Annotated in this window: 12 protein-coding genes; 3 read left to right on the forward strand and 9 right to left on the reverse strand. The window is 71.9% G+C overall.

The window, feature by feature from the left end:
• On the forward strand, positions 1–301 hold a 301-nt coding region (locus tag G3573_RS14195; RefSeq protein ID WP_163261898.1), incomplete at its 5' end, for a glycosyltransferase.
• 107 nt (positions 302–408) lie between these two features.
• Entirely contained in the window at positions 409–1,452 is a 1,044-nt protein-coding gene (locus G3573_RS14200; RefSeq protein WP_163261899.1) for a UDP-glucuronic acid decarboxylase family protein, read from the forward strand.
• Here G3573_RS14200 and G3573_RS14205 read toward each other — a convergent pair.
• From G3573_RS14205 to G3573_RS14215, 3 genes are all read right to left on the reverse strand, one after another.
• The gene (locus G3573_RS14205) at positions 1,449–2,510 is read right to left on the reverse strand and encodes a phosphotransferase family protein (RefSeq protein ID WP_163261900.1); all 1,062 of its coding nucleotides are present in this window, start codon (positions 2,508–2,510) and stop codon (positions 1,449–1,451) included. The genes G3573_RS14200 and G3573_RS14205 overlap by 4 nt on opposite strands.
• 69 nt (positions 2,511–2,579) lie before the next feature.
• Complete coding sequence (locus tag G3573_RS14210; RefSeq protein ID WP_163261901.1) at positions 2,580–3,164, reverse strand: hypothetical protein; 585 nt, start codon at positions 3,162–3,164, stop codon at positions 2,580–2,582.
• Positions 3,165–3,268: 104 nt separating this feature from the next.
• A complete protein-coding gene (locus G3573_RS14215) occupies positions 3,269–4,267 on the reverse strand; it encodes a threonine/serine dehydratase (RefSeq protein ID WP_163261902.1) in 999 nt (332 codons plus the stop codon).
• Positions 4,268–4,339: 72 nt separating this feature from the next.
• Here G3573_RS14215 and glpK point away from each other — a divergent pair, with 72 nt between their 5' ends.
• A complete protein-coding gene (gene glpK, locus G3573_RS14220; RefSeq protein WP_240454714.1) occupies positions 4,340–5,833 on the forward strand; it encodes a glycerol kinase GlpK in 1,494 nt (497 codons plus the stop codon).
• Between the two features lie 22 nt (positions 5,834–5,855).
• Here the strand turns inward: glpK and otsA are convergent, their stop codons facing one another.
• From otsA to G3573_RS14250, 6 genes are all read right to left on the reverse strand, one after another.
• The gene (gene otsA / locus G3573_RS14225) at positions 5,856–7,328 is read right to left on the reverse strand and encodes an alpha,alpha-trehalose-phosphate synthase (UDP-forming) (protein WP_163261903.1); all 1,473 of its coding nucleotides are present in this window, start codon (positions 7,326–7,328) and stop codon (positions 5,856–5,858) included.
• Positions 7,325–9,127 (reverse strand): glycoside hydrolase family 15 protein, encoded by a 1,803-nt coding sequence (locus G3573_RS14230; RefSeq protein WP_163261904.1) that lies wholly within the window; start codon positions 9,125–9,127, stop codon positions 7,325–7,327. The genes otsA and G3573_RS14230 overlap by 4 nt, the downstream gene beginning before the upstream one ends.
• Positions 9,127–9,891 carry a trehalose-phosphatase gene (gene otsB / locus G3573_RS14235; RefSeq protein ID WP_163261905.1) on the reverse strand — a complete coding sequence of 255 codons (765 nt, stop codon included), beginning with the start codon at positions 9,889–9,891 and terminating at the stop codon, positions 9,127–9,129. Before otsB ends, G3573_RS14230 begins: the two co-directional genes overlap by 1 nt.
• Before the next feature lie 124 nt (positions 9,892–10,015).
• Positions 10,016–12,205, reverse strand: coding sequence for an amylo-alpha-1,6-glucosidase (locus G3573_RS14240; RefSeq protein WP_163261906.1), 2,190 nt, complete (start codon positions 12,203–12,205; stop codon positions 10,016–10,018).
• Positions 12,202–13,290, reverse strand: a complete 1,089-nt coding sequence (locus G3573_RS14245) for a glycosyltransferase family 4 protein (RefSeq protein WP_163261907.1) — start codon at positions 13,288–13,290, stop codon at positions 12,202–12,204. Before G3573_RS14245 ends, G3573_RS14240 begins: the two co-directional genes overlap by 4 nt.
• A 97-nt stretch (positions 13,291–13,387) precedes the next feature.
• Positions 13,388–13,793 (reverse strand): PepSY-associated TM helix domain-containing protein (locus tag G3573_RS14250; protein WP_163261908.1); only part of this gene is annotated, 406 nt, incomplete at its 5' end.

Below are 13,793 nucleotides of genomic sequence, written 5' to 3' on the forward strand. Positions count from 1 at the left end.
GGCCGGCTGCGCGCTGGTGCTGTCGGACGTGCCGGCCCACCGCGAGCTGTGGGCGGGCGCGGCCCTGTTCTTCGCGCCGGGCGACGCCGAGGGCTGCGCCTCGGCGGTCAACCGGCTGCTGGCCGATCCGAACCTGCGCACGGAGCGCGGGGCCGCCGCCCGCGCCCGCGCTGGTCGCTATTCCGCCGACGCCATGACCCGCGGAATGCTGGGGGTCTATCGCAGCGTCGCCGCCGGTCCGGACCGCCGTCCGGAGCGTCGAACCGCCGGTCCGAGAGACCTGTCTGTGGCTCTCGGGTGACGGTCCGGGCGGCCGCCGCCGAGCCGCGCGTTTTGTGCGGGGCCGGGTCGAACAAAGATCGATCCGACCAAGTTGAGGAGCGTCAATTCTCGCCGAGGGGACGAGGGATGAAAAACGGCAAGGCGCGCCAGGTTCTCGTGGCCGGAGGCGCAGGCTTCGTGGGGTCCCACCTTTGTGACGCGTTGCTGGCCGAGGGGCATCACGTCGTCTGTCTCGACAGCTTCCTGACCGGCCGGCGGCGCAACATCCGCCACCTCTACCGCGACAGCCGCTTCGACCTGGTCGAGGCGGACGTGGTCGAGCCCCTGCCCCCGCGCCTGAAGCGCCGGTTCGACTACGTCTACAACCTCGCCTGCCCGGCCTCCCCGCCCCTCTACCAGGCCGACCCCGAGCACACCCTGCTGACCAGCGTGCTGGGCACCCGCAACCTGCTGCACCTGTGCGAAGACACCGGCGCGCGCCTGCTGATGGCCTCCACCAGCGAGATCTACGGCGACCCGGAAGTCCACCCGCAGGTGGAGAGCTACCGCGGCTGCGTAAACACCACCGGCCCGCGCGCCTGCTACGACGAAGGCAAGCGGGCGGCCGAGACGCTCTGCTTCGACTTCGAGCGCGGCGGCCGCGCCGAGGTGCGCGTGGCGCGCATCTTCAACACCTACGGCCCGCGCCTGGACGCCTTCGACGGCCGGGTGGTGTCGAACGTCATCACCCAGGCCCTGGCCGGCGACCCGGTGACCATCTACGGCGACGGCCGCCAGACCCGCTCGTTCTGCTATGTCGACGACCTGGTCGACGGGCTGATGCGGCTGATGACCTACGAAGGCCCGCCGCCGGGACCCGTGAACCTCGGCAACCCGACCGAGCTGACCATCAACGAACTGGTCGAGCGGGTGCTGCGCATTACCGACTCCGGTTCGCCGGTGACCCGCAAGCCGCTGCCGGTCGACGATCCGACGCGCCGCCGCCCCGACGTCACCCGCGCCCGCGAGGTGCTGGGCTGGTCCGCCAAGACCCCGGTCGACGAGGGCCTGCGCCGGACCGTCGCCTGGTTCGAAGAGGAGCGCGAACGCGAAGAGGGCCGCCGCGAGGACACCCGCACGGTCGGGGCCGGCTTCAGCGAGCGGACCCCGGACTCGGCGGTTTCGATCTAGGCCACCTTGCGCGCGCCGCTGGCGATCTCCCAGCCGATCTCGGCGGCGCTGCGCGCGACCGCGGCCATGGCCATCGCCCCGCCGTCGGCGGCGTTCCCCTGCAGGGCGCGCGCGTAGACGCCCTGCGTGATGCCGGCCAGGCGGAACAGCGACAGCGCCAGGAAGAACGGCCAGTCGGGGATGTCCGCGCGGCCGACCGCGCGCGCGTAGGCCTGCAGGAACTCCGCCTCCGACGGGAGGCCCCAGGCCGCGACGTCCAGCTCGCGCAGACCCGGCAGCGGCCCGCCCGGCGGCAGATGATACGGCAGGGCCACATAGGCCAGGTCCGACAGCGGATGGCCCAAGGTGGCCAGTTCCCAGTCCAGCACGGCCAGCACCTGCGGACCGTCATGGGCGTAGAGCAGGTTGCCCAACCGGAAGTCGCCGTGCACGACGGTCACTTCCTCCGTGGCCGGCGCGTTCTCCGGCAGCCAGCGCATCAGGGCGTCCATGGCCGGCAGCTCTTCGGTCTTGGCCGCCAGGTACTGCTTGGTCCAGAGGTTGATCTGCCGGCCGACGAAGTTCTCCGGCTTGCCGAAATCGCCAAGGCCCGCAGCGCGATAGTCCACCCGGTGCAGGGCTGCGAGCGTCTGGGCCATCGCGTCGTAGATCGGCCGCCGCTCGTCCTTGGGCAGGGCCGCGAGCGTGGTGTCGGTCAGCACCCGCCCGTCGACGAAATCCATCACGTAGAAGGCCGTGCCGATCACGCCCTCGTCCTCACACAGGACCCGGGCCGGCGGGACCGGCACGGCGGTGCCGTCCAGGGCGCGCAACACGCGGTACTCGCGCTCGACCTGGTGGGCGGAGGGCAGGAGCTTGCCCGGCGGCTTCTTGCGCAGGACGTAGCGGCGCTCAGGCGTCGTGATCAGGTAGGTCGGGTTGGACTGCCCGCCCTGGAACTGGCGCAGCTCGGCCGGTCCCTCGAACCCCGGCAGGTGCTCGGCCAGCCAGGCGAACAGCCTGGGCTCGTCGAGGCGGTGTTGCGGCAGGGGCGCGATCAGGACCGGGGCGGCGGGCATGCGGACAACCGAAGCAGCGAGCTCCGACCGGTCGCACGCGTCCGCCGGCCCGTAAAGGGCGCCGCTGGGTCAACCCGCCGGGGTCGGGGTCCGCGCCGCCGCCAGGAACAGGCCCGCCGCCAGCAGCCACAGCGCCACGAAGCCGCCGCTCACCACCAGGGTCTCCTGCGTCCAGATCAGGGCCATGGAGCCGAGGCCGAGGCCCAACGCGGCCAGCGGGACCACGGCCTGGGCGAAGGCCGTCGCGAACAGGGCCCGGGCCATGCCGGCCGGGCGGAAGCGCGCGATCAGGGCGCCGATCACGGCCACGGCCAGCACGACGCCATACAGCAGGTTGGCGTTCTCGCGCTCGCTGCCGATCAGCCCGACCGCGCCGTTCGCCCAGATCAGCAGGAACGCCGTCCCGATCGCGGCGGCGACCGCGCCCCGGTAGACCAGCCCGCCGCGCGCGCTGGCGATCAGCTCGTAGGTCAGCGCCGAGCCGAACACGAGCACGCCCGCGAACACGAAGTCGGAGGTGGTCCAGACCACCTCATGGGTGAACCGCATGGCGACCAGCGGGACCAGCAGCAGCAGCCCCGTCCCGACCGCCCAGCCGGCGATCCGCCAGCCCAGACCACGCCGTCCCGCCCCCGTCTCCGCCTTGCTCGTCATCGCCGTCGCCTCGCGCTCTCAGTGAGGCCTCATCCCTGGGACGGACGGCGGCCTGACGACATGAGCGAAATGTGAGGCTTTGCTGAGAAGCGGTCCGGCCTCGCTCAGCCCTGGATCAGGCGCGCGTAGAGGGCCGGGTCGACATTGCCCCCGGACAGCACCACGCCGACCGCGCCGGCGCCGGCCGGGACGCGCCCGGCCAGCAGGGCGGCCAGGCCCGCGGCGCCGCCAGGCTCGACCACCAGCTTCAGGTGGCGGAAGGCGAAGCGCACCGCCTCGGCCACCTCGGCCTCGGTGGCGGTCAGGCCGCCGGCCAGGGTGTCGCGATTGACCGCGAAGGTGATCTCGCCCGGCATGGGCGACATCAGGGCGTCGCACATGGACGGCTGGCCGGGGCCGTGGGTCACCCGTTCGCCGGCCGCCAGCGACAGCTGGTAGTCGTTGAACTCGTGCGGCTCCACGCTGAACACCTTGGTCGCCGGGCTCAGGGCCAGCATGGCCAGGTTGACGCCGGCGAGCAGGCCGCCGCCGCTGGCCGGCACCAGCACGGCCTCCAGCTCGGCGCCGGCCGCCTGGGCCTGGCGGGCGAACTCCAGGCCGGTCGTGCCCTGCCCGGCGATCACGAAGAAGTCGTCGAACGGCGGCACCAGCACCGAGCCGCGCTGGGCGGCGATCTCGGCGCCGATCGCCTCGCGGCTCTCGGTCCAGCGGTCGTACAGGCGCACCTCGCCGCCGAAGGCGCGCACGCCCTCGACCTTCACCGCCGGCGCGTCCGACGGCATCACGATCAGGGCCGGCGCGCCGACCAGCCTGGCCGCCGCGGCGACGCCCTGGGCGTGGTTGCCGGACGAATAGGCCACCACGCCGCGACGGCGCTCGTCCTCGCTCAGGCGGCTGATGCGGTTGTAGGCCCCGCGGAACTTGAAGCTGCCGCTGACCTGCAGGCACTCGGCTTTCAGCAGCACGCGCCGGCCGACCCGCTCGTTCAGGGTCGCGTTCTCCAGCACCGGCGTGACCACCGCGCGTCCGGCCAGACGGGACGCGGCGTCCTCGACGTCGGCGAAGGCGGGCACGGTGACGGGCGCGTTGATCGGGGCGTTCATGGCGGGGCTCCCAAAGCGGTCTGCGGCGGCTACGCTCATAACCGAACCGCTCCGCCGCGCGAAGGAGGCCTGATGTCCGCGCCGACCATGATCCTGGCGATCGACCAGGGCACCACCTCGACCCGCGCCATCGTGTTCGACGCCGACTGGCGCCCGCGCGCCCTGCGTCAGATCCCGCTCCAGCAGCACTACCCTCAGCCAGGCTGGGTCGAGCACGACGCCGAGGAGATCTGGGCCGCGACCCTGCAGGTCTGCCGCGAGGCGATCAGCGACGTGGGCGGGCCCAGCGCCATCGCCGCCATCGGCGTCACCAACCAGCGCGAGACCACCGTGCTGTGGGACCGGGCCACGGGCGCGGCCCTGCACAAGGCCCTGGTCTGGCAGGACCGGCGCACGGCGGGCGTCTGCGAACGCCTGCGCGCCGACGGCCAGGAGCCGGAAATCCAGGCGAAGACCGGCCTGGTGCTGGATCCCTACTTCTCGGCCACCAAGATCGCCTGGCTGCTCGACCGGGTCGAAGGCGCGCGCGACCGGGCCGGGCGCGGCGAGCTGGCGGTCGGCACCATCGACTGCTTCCTGCTCTCGCGCCTGACCGGCGGGCGCGTGCACGCCACCGACGCCACCAACGCCGCGCGCACCCTGCTGTTCGACCTGGCCGAGCGCCGCTGGGACGACGGCCTGCTGGCCCGCTTCGGCGTGCCGCGCGCGGTGCTGCCGGAAATCCGCCCCTGCGCCGGCCGGTTCGGCGAGACCGATCCGGCCCTGTTCGGCCGGGCCATCCCGATCTGCGGCATGGCCGGGGACCAGCACGCCGCCCTGGTCGGCCACGGCGCGCTTGAGCCCGGCGAGACCAAGGTGACCTACGGCACCGGCGCCTTCCTGGTCATGAACGTCGGCGCGGCGCCGCGCGCGTCCAAGCACCGGATGCTGTCGACGCTCGGCTATGCCATCGACGGCGAGGCGGCCTACGCGCTGGAAGGCGCGATCTTCTCGGCCGGCTCGGCGGTGCAGTGGCTGCAGGAGGGCCTCGGCGTCATCGAGCATTCGCGTCAGTCCGAGGCCGTGGCCCAGAGCCTGGCCGACAACGGCGGGGTCTATCTGGTGCCCGGTTTCACCGGCCTGGGCGCGCCCTGGTGGGAGGCCGAGGCGCGCGGCGCGGTGATGGGGCTGACCCGCGACACGACCCGCGCCCATCTGGTGCGCGCGGCCCTGGAGTCGCTGGCCTACCAGACCGCCGACCTGCTGGACGCGCTGGGCGCCGACGGCGCGCCGCGGCCCTCGGTGCTGAAGGTCGACGGCGGGGTCACCGCCAACGCCTGGGCCATGCAGTTCCTGGCCGACGTCTGCGCCGTGCCGGTCGAACGGCCGGCCTTTCAGGAGATGACCGCGCTGGGCGCCGCGCGCCTGGCCGCCCTGGGCGCCGGCCTGATCGACAGCCTGAACGTCCCGGCCGCCGACGCGCCGGTCCGCTGGGCCCCGCGCATGGGCGAGAGCGAACGCGCCCGTCTGCGCCGCGGCTGGAAGGCGGCGGTCAACGGCGTGCTGGCGACGGCGCGGGCGGGCTGATCAACGCGATCAACTGTTGACGCTAAGACGGCAAACCCAAGGCCGCGCTGGCCGGGTCGGGGGCGAAGCTACGCGGCTCCACCGGCGCGGCCAGGCCTTCCAGCTCCTCCAGCGGCGCCTCGCGCACGGCGGTCAGGGCGTCGACGAAGGAGTTGCGCCAGGCCACCACGTCGTCGCGCATCACGCCGCCCATCAGCGCCTTCCAGCGCGCGACGCGCTCTTCCAGCGGCATGGCCAGGCCCTGCTTCAGCGCGTCGGACAGGTCTTCCTGGCTGTACGGATTGACGATCAGCGCCTCGCGCATCTGCCGCGCCGCGCCCGCGAAGCGCGACAGGACCAGCACGCCGGGGTCCTCCGGATCCTGGGCGGCGACGTACTCCTTGGCCACCAGGTTCATTCCGTCGCGCAAGGGCGTGACCAGGCCGACCCGCGCCGCGCGATAGACCCCGGCCAGCTCGTCGCGCCGGAAGCCCTGGTTGACGTAGCGGATCGGGGACCAGTCGACGTCGGAATAGGCGCCGTTGATGCGTCCGGTCAGCGCCTCCAGCCGTAGGCGGATCTCCTGGTATTCCTCAACGTCCTCACGGGTGGGGGGCGCGATCTGCAGCAGGAAGACGTGCTTCTGCAGGTCCGGATTGTCGGCCAGGAAGCGCTCGTAGCCGTGGAAGCGCTCCTCCAGGCCCTTGGAGTAATCCAGCCGGTCGACGCCGACGATCATGGCCCGGCCCTGGGCGCTCTTGATCATCCGCTCCCAGCTGCGCTTGGCGGTCGTGGAGCCGGCGATGGCGGCGAAGTCCTCGGCGTCGATGCCGATCGGGAACGCGCGGGCCCGAATGGTCCGCCCGAAGGCGCGCACCCGCCCGTCGGCCAGCACCTGGCCGCCCGCCTCCTTGGTGACGTAGCCGTGGAAGGCGTCCAGCCACTCGTCGGTGTGAAAGCCGACCAGGTCGTACTCGAACAGCGACTGCACCAGCCGCTGATGGCGCGGCAGGGTGACCAGCAGCTGCCTGGCCGGCCAGGGGATGTGCAGGAAGAAGCCGATCGGGTTCTTCACCCCGCGCTTGCGCAGCTCCTTGGCCAGCGGGATCAGGTGGTAGTCGTGCACCCAGATCAGGTCGTCGGGCTCGACCAGCGGGGCCAGGACCTCGGCGAAGCGGCGGTTCACCCGCTCGTAGCCGGACCCGAACGAGCGGTCGTAGGCGGTCAGGTCGATGCGGTGGTGGAACAGCGGCCACAGCGTCATGTTGGCGTAGCCGTTGTAGTACTCCTGGACGTCCTGCTCCTCGAGGTCGACGGTCGCCAGGGTGACCCCGGCGGTCCGCTGGATGGTCAGCTGGCCGCTGAACTCCGGGGTGGTGTGGCCGCTCCAGCCCAGCCAGATGCCGCGGTACTGGCGCAGCGCAGCGCCCAGCGCCAGGGCCAGGCCGCCCTGGCTGCCCGCCCCCTTGGTCGAGGGCGGCGTCACCCGGTTGGAGACGGCGATCAGCCTGCTCAACGCACGGAACTCCAGGGCTGCGACAGCAGGACGGCGCAGTTGATCAGCCCCACCAGCGAATAGGTCTGCGGGAAGTTCCCCCACAGCTCGCCGGTCTTCAGGTCGGTGTCCTCCGACAGCAGGCCGGAGTGGGTCAGGGTCTTGAGCGTCTCGTTGAACAGGTCGCGCGCCTCCTGAGTGCGGCCGACCCGCTGCAGCGCCTCGATCAGCCAGAAGGTGCAGAAGTTGAACGCCGTCTCCGGCATGCCGAAGTCGTCGGGCACGGCGTAGCGCAGCATGTGCGAGCCGCGCCGCAGGCCGTGTTCGACCGCGTCCAGCGTGGCCTTGAAGCGCGGATCGTCCGCTTGAACGAAGCGCAGCTCGGCCAGCTGCAACAGGCTGGCGTCGATGTCGTCCACGCCGCCGAAGGTGGCGGCGTAGCGGCCCAGCTGCGGGTTGAACGCCTCGCGCTCGATGCGGGCGCGGATCTGGTCGGCCCGGTCGCGCCAGAAGGCCTGGCGCTCGGACAGGCCCAGCGCGCCGGCGGCGTTGCACAGCCGGTCGCAGGCGGCCCAGCACATGGCCGACGAATAGGTGTGCACGGCCGCGCGGGTGCGGAACTCCCACAGGCCGGCGTCGGGCGAGGCGTGCAACTGCCAGGCGCGCTCGCCCACCTTCTCCAGCGCTTTGAAGTCCTCCACGTCGGCCATGCGCAGCAGCCGCTGGTCGAAGAAGGCCTGCACGTTGGACAGCACGATCTGGCCGTAGACGTCGTGCTGCAGGTGCTCGTGGGCCTGGTTGCCGGCGCGGATCGGGCCCATGCCGCGATAGCCCGGCAGGTTCTCGATGATCCGCTCGCTGAGCACCGGCTCCAGGCCGACGCCGTACAGCGGCTGGATGTGCCCGCCGCGGGCGTTGTCGACCAGGTTGCGCAGGTAGCCGAGATAGTTCTCCAGCATGTCGGCGACGCCCAGCCGGTTCAGGGCCACCACCACGTAGTAGGCGTCGCGGATCCAGCAGAACCGGTAGTCCCAGTTGCGCCCGCTGTGCGGGGCTTCCGGCACCGAGGTGGTCAGGGCCGCGACGATGGCCCCCGTCTCCTCGAAGGCGCAGAGCTTCAGCGTGATGGCGGCGCGGATCACCACCTGCTGCCATTCCAGCGGCACCGACAGGGTGCGCACCCAGTCGCGCCAGTAGCCGACCGTCTCGTCGACCATCTGGCGGGTGCGCTGGCCGACGTCCTCGGAGAACGACTCGTCCGGCCCCAGGAAGAAGGCCAGCTCGCCCTCGACCCGGAACACCCGCTCGTCGATCACGTGGCTGACCGGCGCGTTGGTGGTCAGGCGCAGGGCGCCGCGGTCGCCGACATAGCGGACGTGGTTCGAGCCCCAGGTCCGCTCGGCCGGGCGCCGACCCCAGTCGACCATGGGGCGCAGCTTCATGCGGATCCGCGGCGCGCCCGAAACCGGACGCACCAGCCGGGCGAAGGCGATCGGCCTATAGGTGCGTCCCAGCCGCTTGAACCGCGGGCAGAAGTCGAGGATCTCCAGCACCGCGCCCTGACGGTCGGTCAGCCTCGTGCTGAGCACCGGGGTGTTGCGCAGATAGGTCTGCTCGGCCGAGGCCAGGTCCTCCAGCTCGATCGACCAGACGCCGGTGGCGTCGGGCGCGGACGGGTCGCGCCCGCCCAGCAGGCCGCAGAACACCGGATCGCCGTCCACCCGCGGCACGCAGGCCCAGATGTAGCGGCCCAGCCGGTCGACCAGGGCGCTGACCGTGCAGTTGCCGATCGGCGCCAGGTCCAGATTGACGTCAGCCATTACGCCTCACTCCCCAACGACCTTTGAAGCCAAACCCGCACGGCGCCCTCGTCGGGCAGACGACATCTCGCGGCGGTCGGCCGTTCCGGCCCGACCAGCACGCCCAGGCCGCCCAGCTCGGCGGCCCGGCGGAAGCCGTCCTCGTCGGTGACGTCGTCGCCCACGAACACCGGACGCGTGCCCGCGAAGGGCGGGGCGGTCAGGAACCGGGCGATGGCCTCGCCCTTGTCGGCGGCGGGCGAGCGCACCTCGACGACCTTGGCGCCGTGCTGGGCGGTCAGGCCGTGCTCGGCGGCCAGCCGCTCGGCGAAGGCGACCGCCTCGGCCTCGCGCTCCGGCGCGCCGCGGTAGTGCAGCGCTACGCCCAGCCCCTTGTCCTCGACCAGCAGGCCGGGGCGGTTCTCGGCGAAGGCCTTCAGCTCGCCGGCGACGACGGGGGCCAGGCGTTCGGCCGCCAGGACCACCGGCCCGCCGAACTCGGAGCGCCATTCCAGCCCGTGCACGCCGGCCACGCAGCGCACCCGGCCCTGAAGGATGCGGTCGACGTCGGCGACCGAGCGGCCGCTGACCACCGCCACCCGGCCCTCCAGCCAGTCGGCGAGCCGCGGCAGCAGCTCCAGCAGCTCCGCCTCGGCGACCACGTCTTCGGGCCGCGCGCGGATGCCGACCAGGGTGCCGTCGAGGTCGAGGAAAAGACTGTCGCGCCCCCGCCCCAGCGGCTCGGGCGGCGGCGGCGACCCGCGCTCGTACGAAGGGGCCTGCATCGAAGGACAGCAACACGCGTCAACGCGCGGCGTTCCCCCTGGAGCCTTCCCGCTTCGGATGGAATCATCCGAGGCGGACAAGAAGGGCCCGAATTCTTAGAGTTAGAGCGCGAGCGCGCCCGGCTCACTTCATGAGGATCACGCGCGCCGGCCCGGACCGCTTCATCACGTTGACCATCACGTCGTCGCCGTAGCGGTACAGCCGCAGGGTCAGCCTGGAATCGCGCACCTCGAAATCGCGCAGGATCACGAAGTCCAGGAAGGACGGCAGGATCGGGTCGGAGAAGCGCACGCAGTCGGCCGCGTGGTCGACCTCGATGCCCATACAGGCGGCGAGCAGGGCGAAGGGCGCGGCCGCGGCCCAGGCCTGCGGCGAGCAGGCCACCGGATAGGCGGTCGGCCCGCGCCGGGTCTTGCGCGCGAAGCCGCAGAACAGTTCCGGCAGCCGGTTGAAGTCCTGGTAGGCGGCGGTCTCGAACAGGCCCTCCAGCACCTTGGCGGCCTGGCGTTTGTGGCCGTAGCGGGCCATGCCCATGGCGCACAGGGCGTTGTCGTGCGGCCAGATCGAGCCGTTGTGGTAGCTCATCGGATTGTAGCGCGCCTCGCTGGCCGAGACGGTGCGGATGCCCCAGCCGGTGAAGGTGGCCTCGCTCATCAGGTTCTCGGTCACCCGCCCGGCCCGGTCGGGCGCGGCCGTGCCGGTGAACAGGGCGTGGCCGGCGTTGGAGGTGCGGATCCGGCAGGGCTGCTTCTCGCCGTCCAGCGCTTCGGCGTAGGTGCCCAGCTCCTCGTCCCAGAACGCCTTCTCGAACGCCGCGCGCAGGGTCTCGGCCGCCGCGTCGAACTCGGCGGCCAGCGCGTCCTCGCCCAGCGCGCGGGCCAGCACCCCGGCGTGGCGTTTGGCGGCGTGCACGTAGGCCTGCACCTCGACCAGCGCGATGGGCGCGCGGGCCAGCCGGCCGTCGGCGTGGAACACGGAGTCGTTGGAGTCCTTCCAGCCCTGGTTGGCCAGGCCCTGTTCGGTCTCCCGCGCGTATTCGACGAAGCCGTCCCCGTCGAGGTCGCCGAACTCGTCGATCCAGCGGATGGCGGCCAGGATGTTCGGCCAGATCTCCCGCACCGTCTCCAGATCGCCGGTGCGCTCGAAGTACATGCCCGCCAGCATGACGAACAGCGGCGTGGCGTCGACCGTGCCGTAGTACTCGCGGAACGGCACCTCGCCGAGCCGGGCCATCTCGCCGCCGCGCAGCTCGTGCAGGATCTTGCCAGGCTGGGAGTCGGCGGCCGGGTCGGACTTGGTGGCCTGGGTCTTGGCCAGGACGCGCAGCACGCCGCGCGCCACCTCGGGCTCGCACCACAGCACCTCCATGGCGGTGATGATCCCGTCGCGGCCGAACACGGTCGAGAACCAGGGCACGCCGGCGTACGGATAGGGCCCGTACTTGGTCTCGGTGAAGAGCATGTTCAGGTCGAAGATCGACCGCGACATGACCGCGTTGAACAGGGCGTTGGAGCTGGAGACGTTCAGCAGCCGGCGCACCCGCGCCCGCATCGCCCGGCGGGTGTGGCGGTAGGCGTCGGCGTAGCGCGAGGGGTCCTCGCCCGCCGACTTCGACATGCGGCAGGTGACGGTGACCACGATGTGGGCGCGACCGTTGGGCTCCAGCTCGAAGTTCCAGCTGGCCCGGCCCGTGTCCAGCTTGGCCGGGGTCGGCGAGAAGCACAGGGTGGTGGTCCGCTCCAGCCCGTCCAGGCCCATGTAGACGTAACGGATCTCGCGGTCGGAGATGCGGCTGACCGTGGTGGTCCCCCGCGCCGGCCGGCGCTCGCCGCGCACCTCGAACAGGTCGTGGAAGTCGGCCCCGAAGATCAGGTCGGCGCTGAACCGCTCCTTGCAGGCGGCGAAGTTGCGCATCGAGAAGCGCTCGAAGCACACCGCGTCGCGCAGGAATTTCTTGCGGGCCGCGAAGATCGAGTCCTTCGGCAGCCGCAGGTTGCCGTCCTCGCCGCGAATGTCCGGGTTGGCGCAGTCCACCGCCAGGGCGGCGTTGTCGTCCAGCACCACCGAGCTCAGCAGCAGCGGCCGCTTCTTCTCCAGCAGGAACTCGTAGTGCGACAGGAAGCGGGTGTCCTGGAAGTACAGCCCCTCCGGCCCGTCCTCGACCGTGCCGACGTCGCCGTAGGCGTCGAACACGGCGAAGGCGTCCTGGTGCTTGAGCGTGCGCAGCGCCCGGTCGACCAGCGAGCGTTCGGCCTCGATGTAGTGTTCGGGCAGCGGCTCGCCGCCGTTCGGCGGCGGATTCATCTTGTTCATGTCGACGCCAGAACTGCGGCGCGGCGGCCGGCCAGGGAATCCGCCACGGCGACCTTGGCGGCCTCGACGGCCTGCAGGGACTCGTAGACGGCGACGTAGTCGCGGGCCATGCGCGCGGCGGTGAAGCGGCTCTCGAAGCGCGCGCGCACGGCGTTGCGGTCGAAGGCGGCGGCCTGGCGCACGGCCTCGACCGCCGCGTCCAGGCTGTCGACCACGAAGCCCGAGACGCCGTCGTCGATCACCTCCGGCACCGAGCCGTCGCCCCAGGCGACTACCGGGGTGCCGGCGGCCATGGCCTCGATCATCACCAGGCCGAACGGCTCGGGCCAGTCGATGGGGAACAGCAGGGCCGCGGCGCCGCCCAGGAAGGCCGGCTTCTCGGCGTCGCCGATCTCGCCGATGAACTCCACCAGCGGGTCGTCGAGCAGCGGGCGGATGCGTTGTTCGAAATAGTCCTGGTCGGCCTTGTCGACCTTCGCCGCGATGCGCAGCGGCAGGCCGACCCGGCGCGCGATCTCGATGGCCCGGTCGGGCCGCTTCTCCGGCGAGATGCGGCCCAGGAAGGCGAGATAGCCTTCGTGCCGGGGCGAGAAGGCTATGAGGTCGGGCGGCAGGCCGTGGTGGACGGTGGCCATCCAGTTGACCGGCGGCATGGGCCGGCGCTGGGCGTCGGAGATCGACACCAGCGGCATGTGCGGAAAGGCGTGGAACACCGGCTGGTAGTCGGCGATGTCGAGCCGGCCGTGCAGCGTGGTGACCGACTTGTGCGCCATGTCCTTGAACAGGGCGAACTGCAGCAGGTCGACGTGGAAGTGCAGGACGTCGTAGCGGTCCGCCTCGCGGCGCAGCCGGTCCAGCATGACCAGGGTGGAGGCGACGTGGTCGCGGATGCCGGCCAGCCGCAGGCCGGTCGGCGTGCACGGCACCAGTTCCGCCGAGGTGATCGAGTCGCCGCTGGCGTACAGGGTCACCTCGTGACCCTGGGCCACCAGTTCTTCCGTGAGCCAGGACGCGACCCGCTCGGTCCCGCCGTACATCTTCGGCGGCACGGCCTCCGCGAGCGGGGCGATCTGGGCGATGCGCATGGACGGTCTCACCTCGGCCTGTCAGGTCGAGGGAGAACTCGCGCGCGGGGGGGCCGTTCCCTACGGTGGAACGCTTAAGCCCTTGCTTTGTAAAGCTTCACCGGCCGCGCCGCGCCGCCTCCACGGCCCGGCGGCCGCCCCGGTTTTTCAACCACATGATCACGCCGGTGACGCCCAGCAGCAGCGGCGCGATCCCGCCCAGGAAGATGATCGTCTGCCAGATCGGGCCGGTGTCCGTGCCGTAGTGGATCTGGCGCATGACGCGCGCGACGCCGTCGGTCCCGCCCTTGGGCGTGTCGACCGAGACCGCGCCGTCGGCGTCGGCGACCTTCACTTCGGCCTTGGCGCCCGTCAGGCGCACGGTCCAGTCCGAGCTCTTCTCGGTCGGCCAGCCCAGGCGCGTGACCCGCGCGTCGGCCCGGCCCGCCTGGGCGCTCTCGATCGCGCGGGCCGCCGCCTGGTCGGGGCTCAGCTTGGTCTCCGCCACCGGCCGGGCGCGGCCG

It is taken from the genome of Caulobacter sp. 17J65-9, from assembly GCF_010975005.1.
In the GTDB taxonomy this organism is placed as follows: Bacteria; Pseudomonadota; Alphaproteobacteria; order Caulobacterales; family Caulobacteraceae; genus 17J80-11.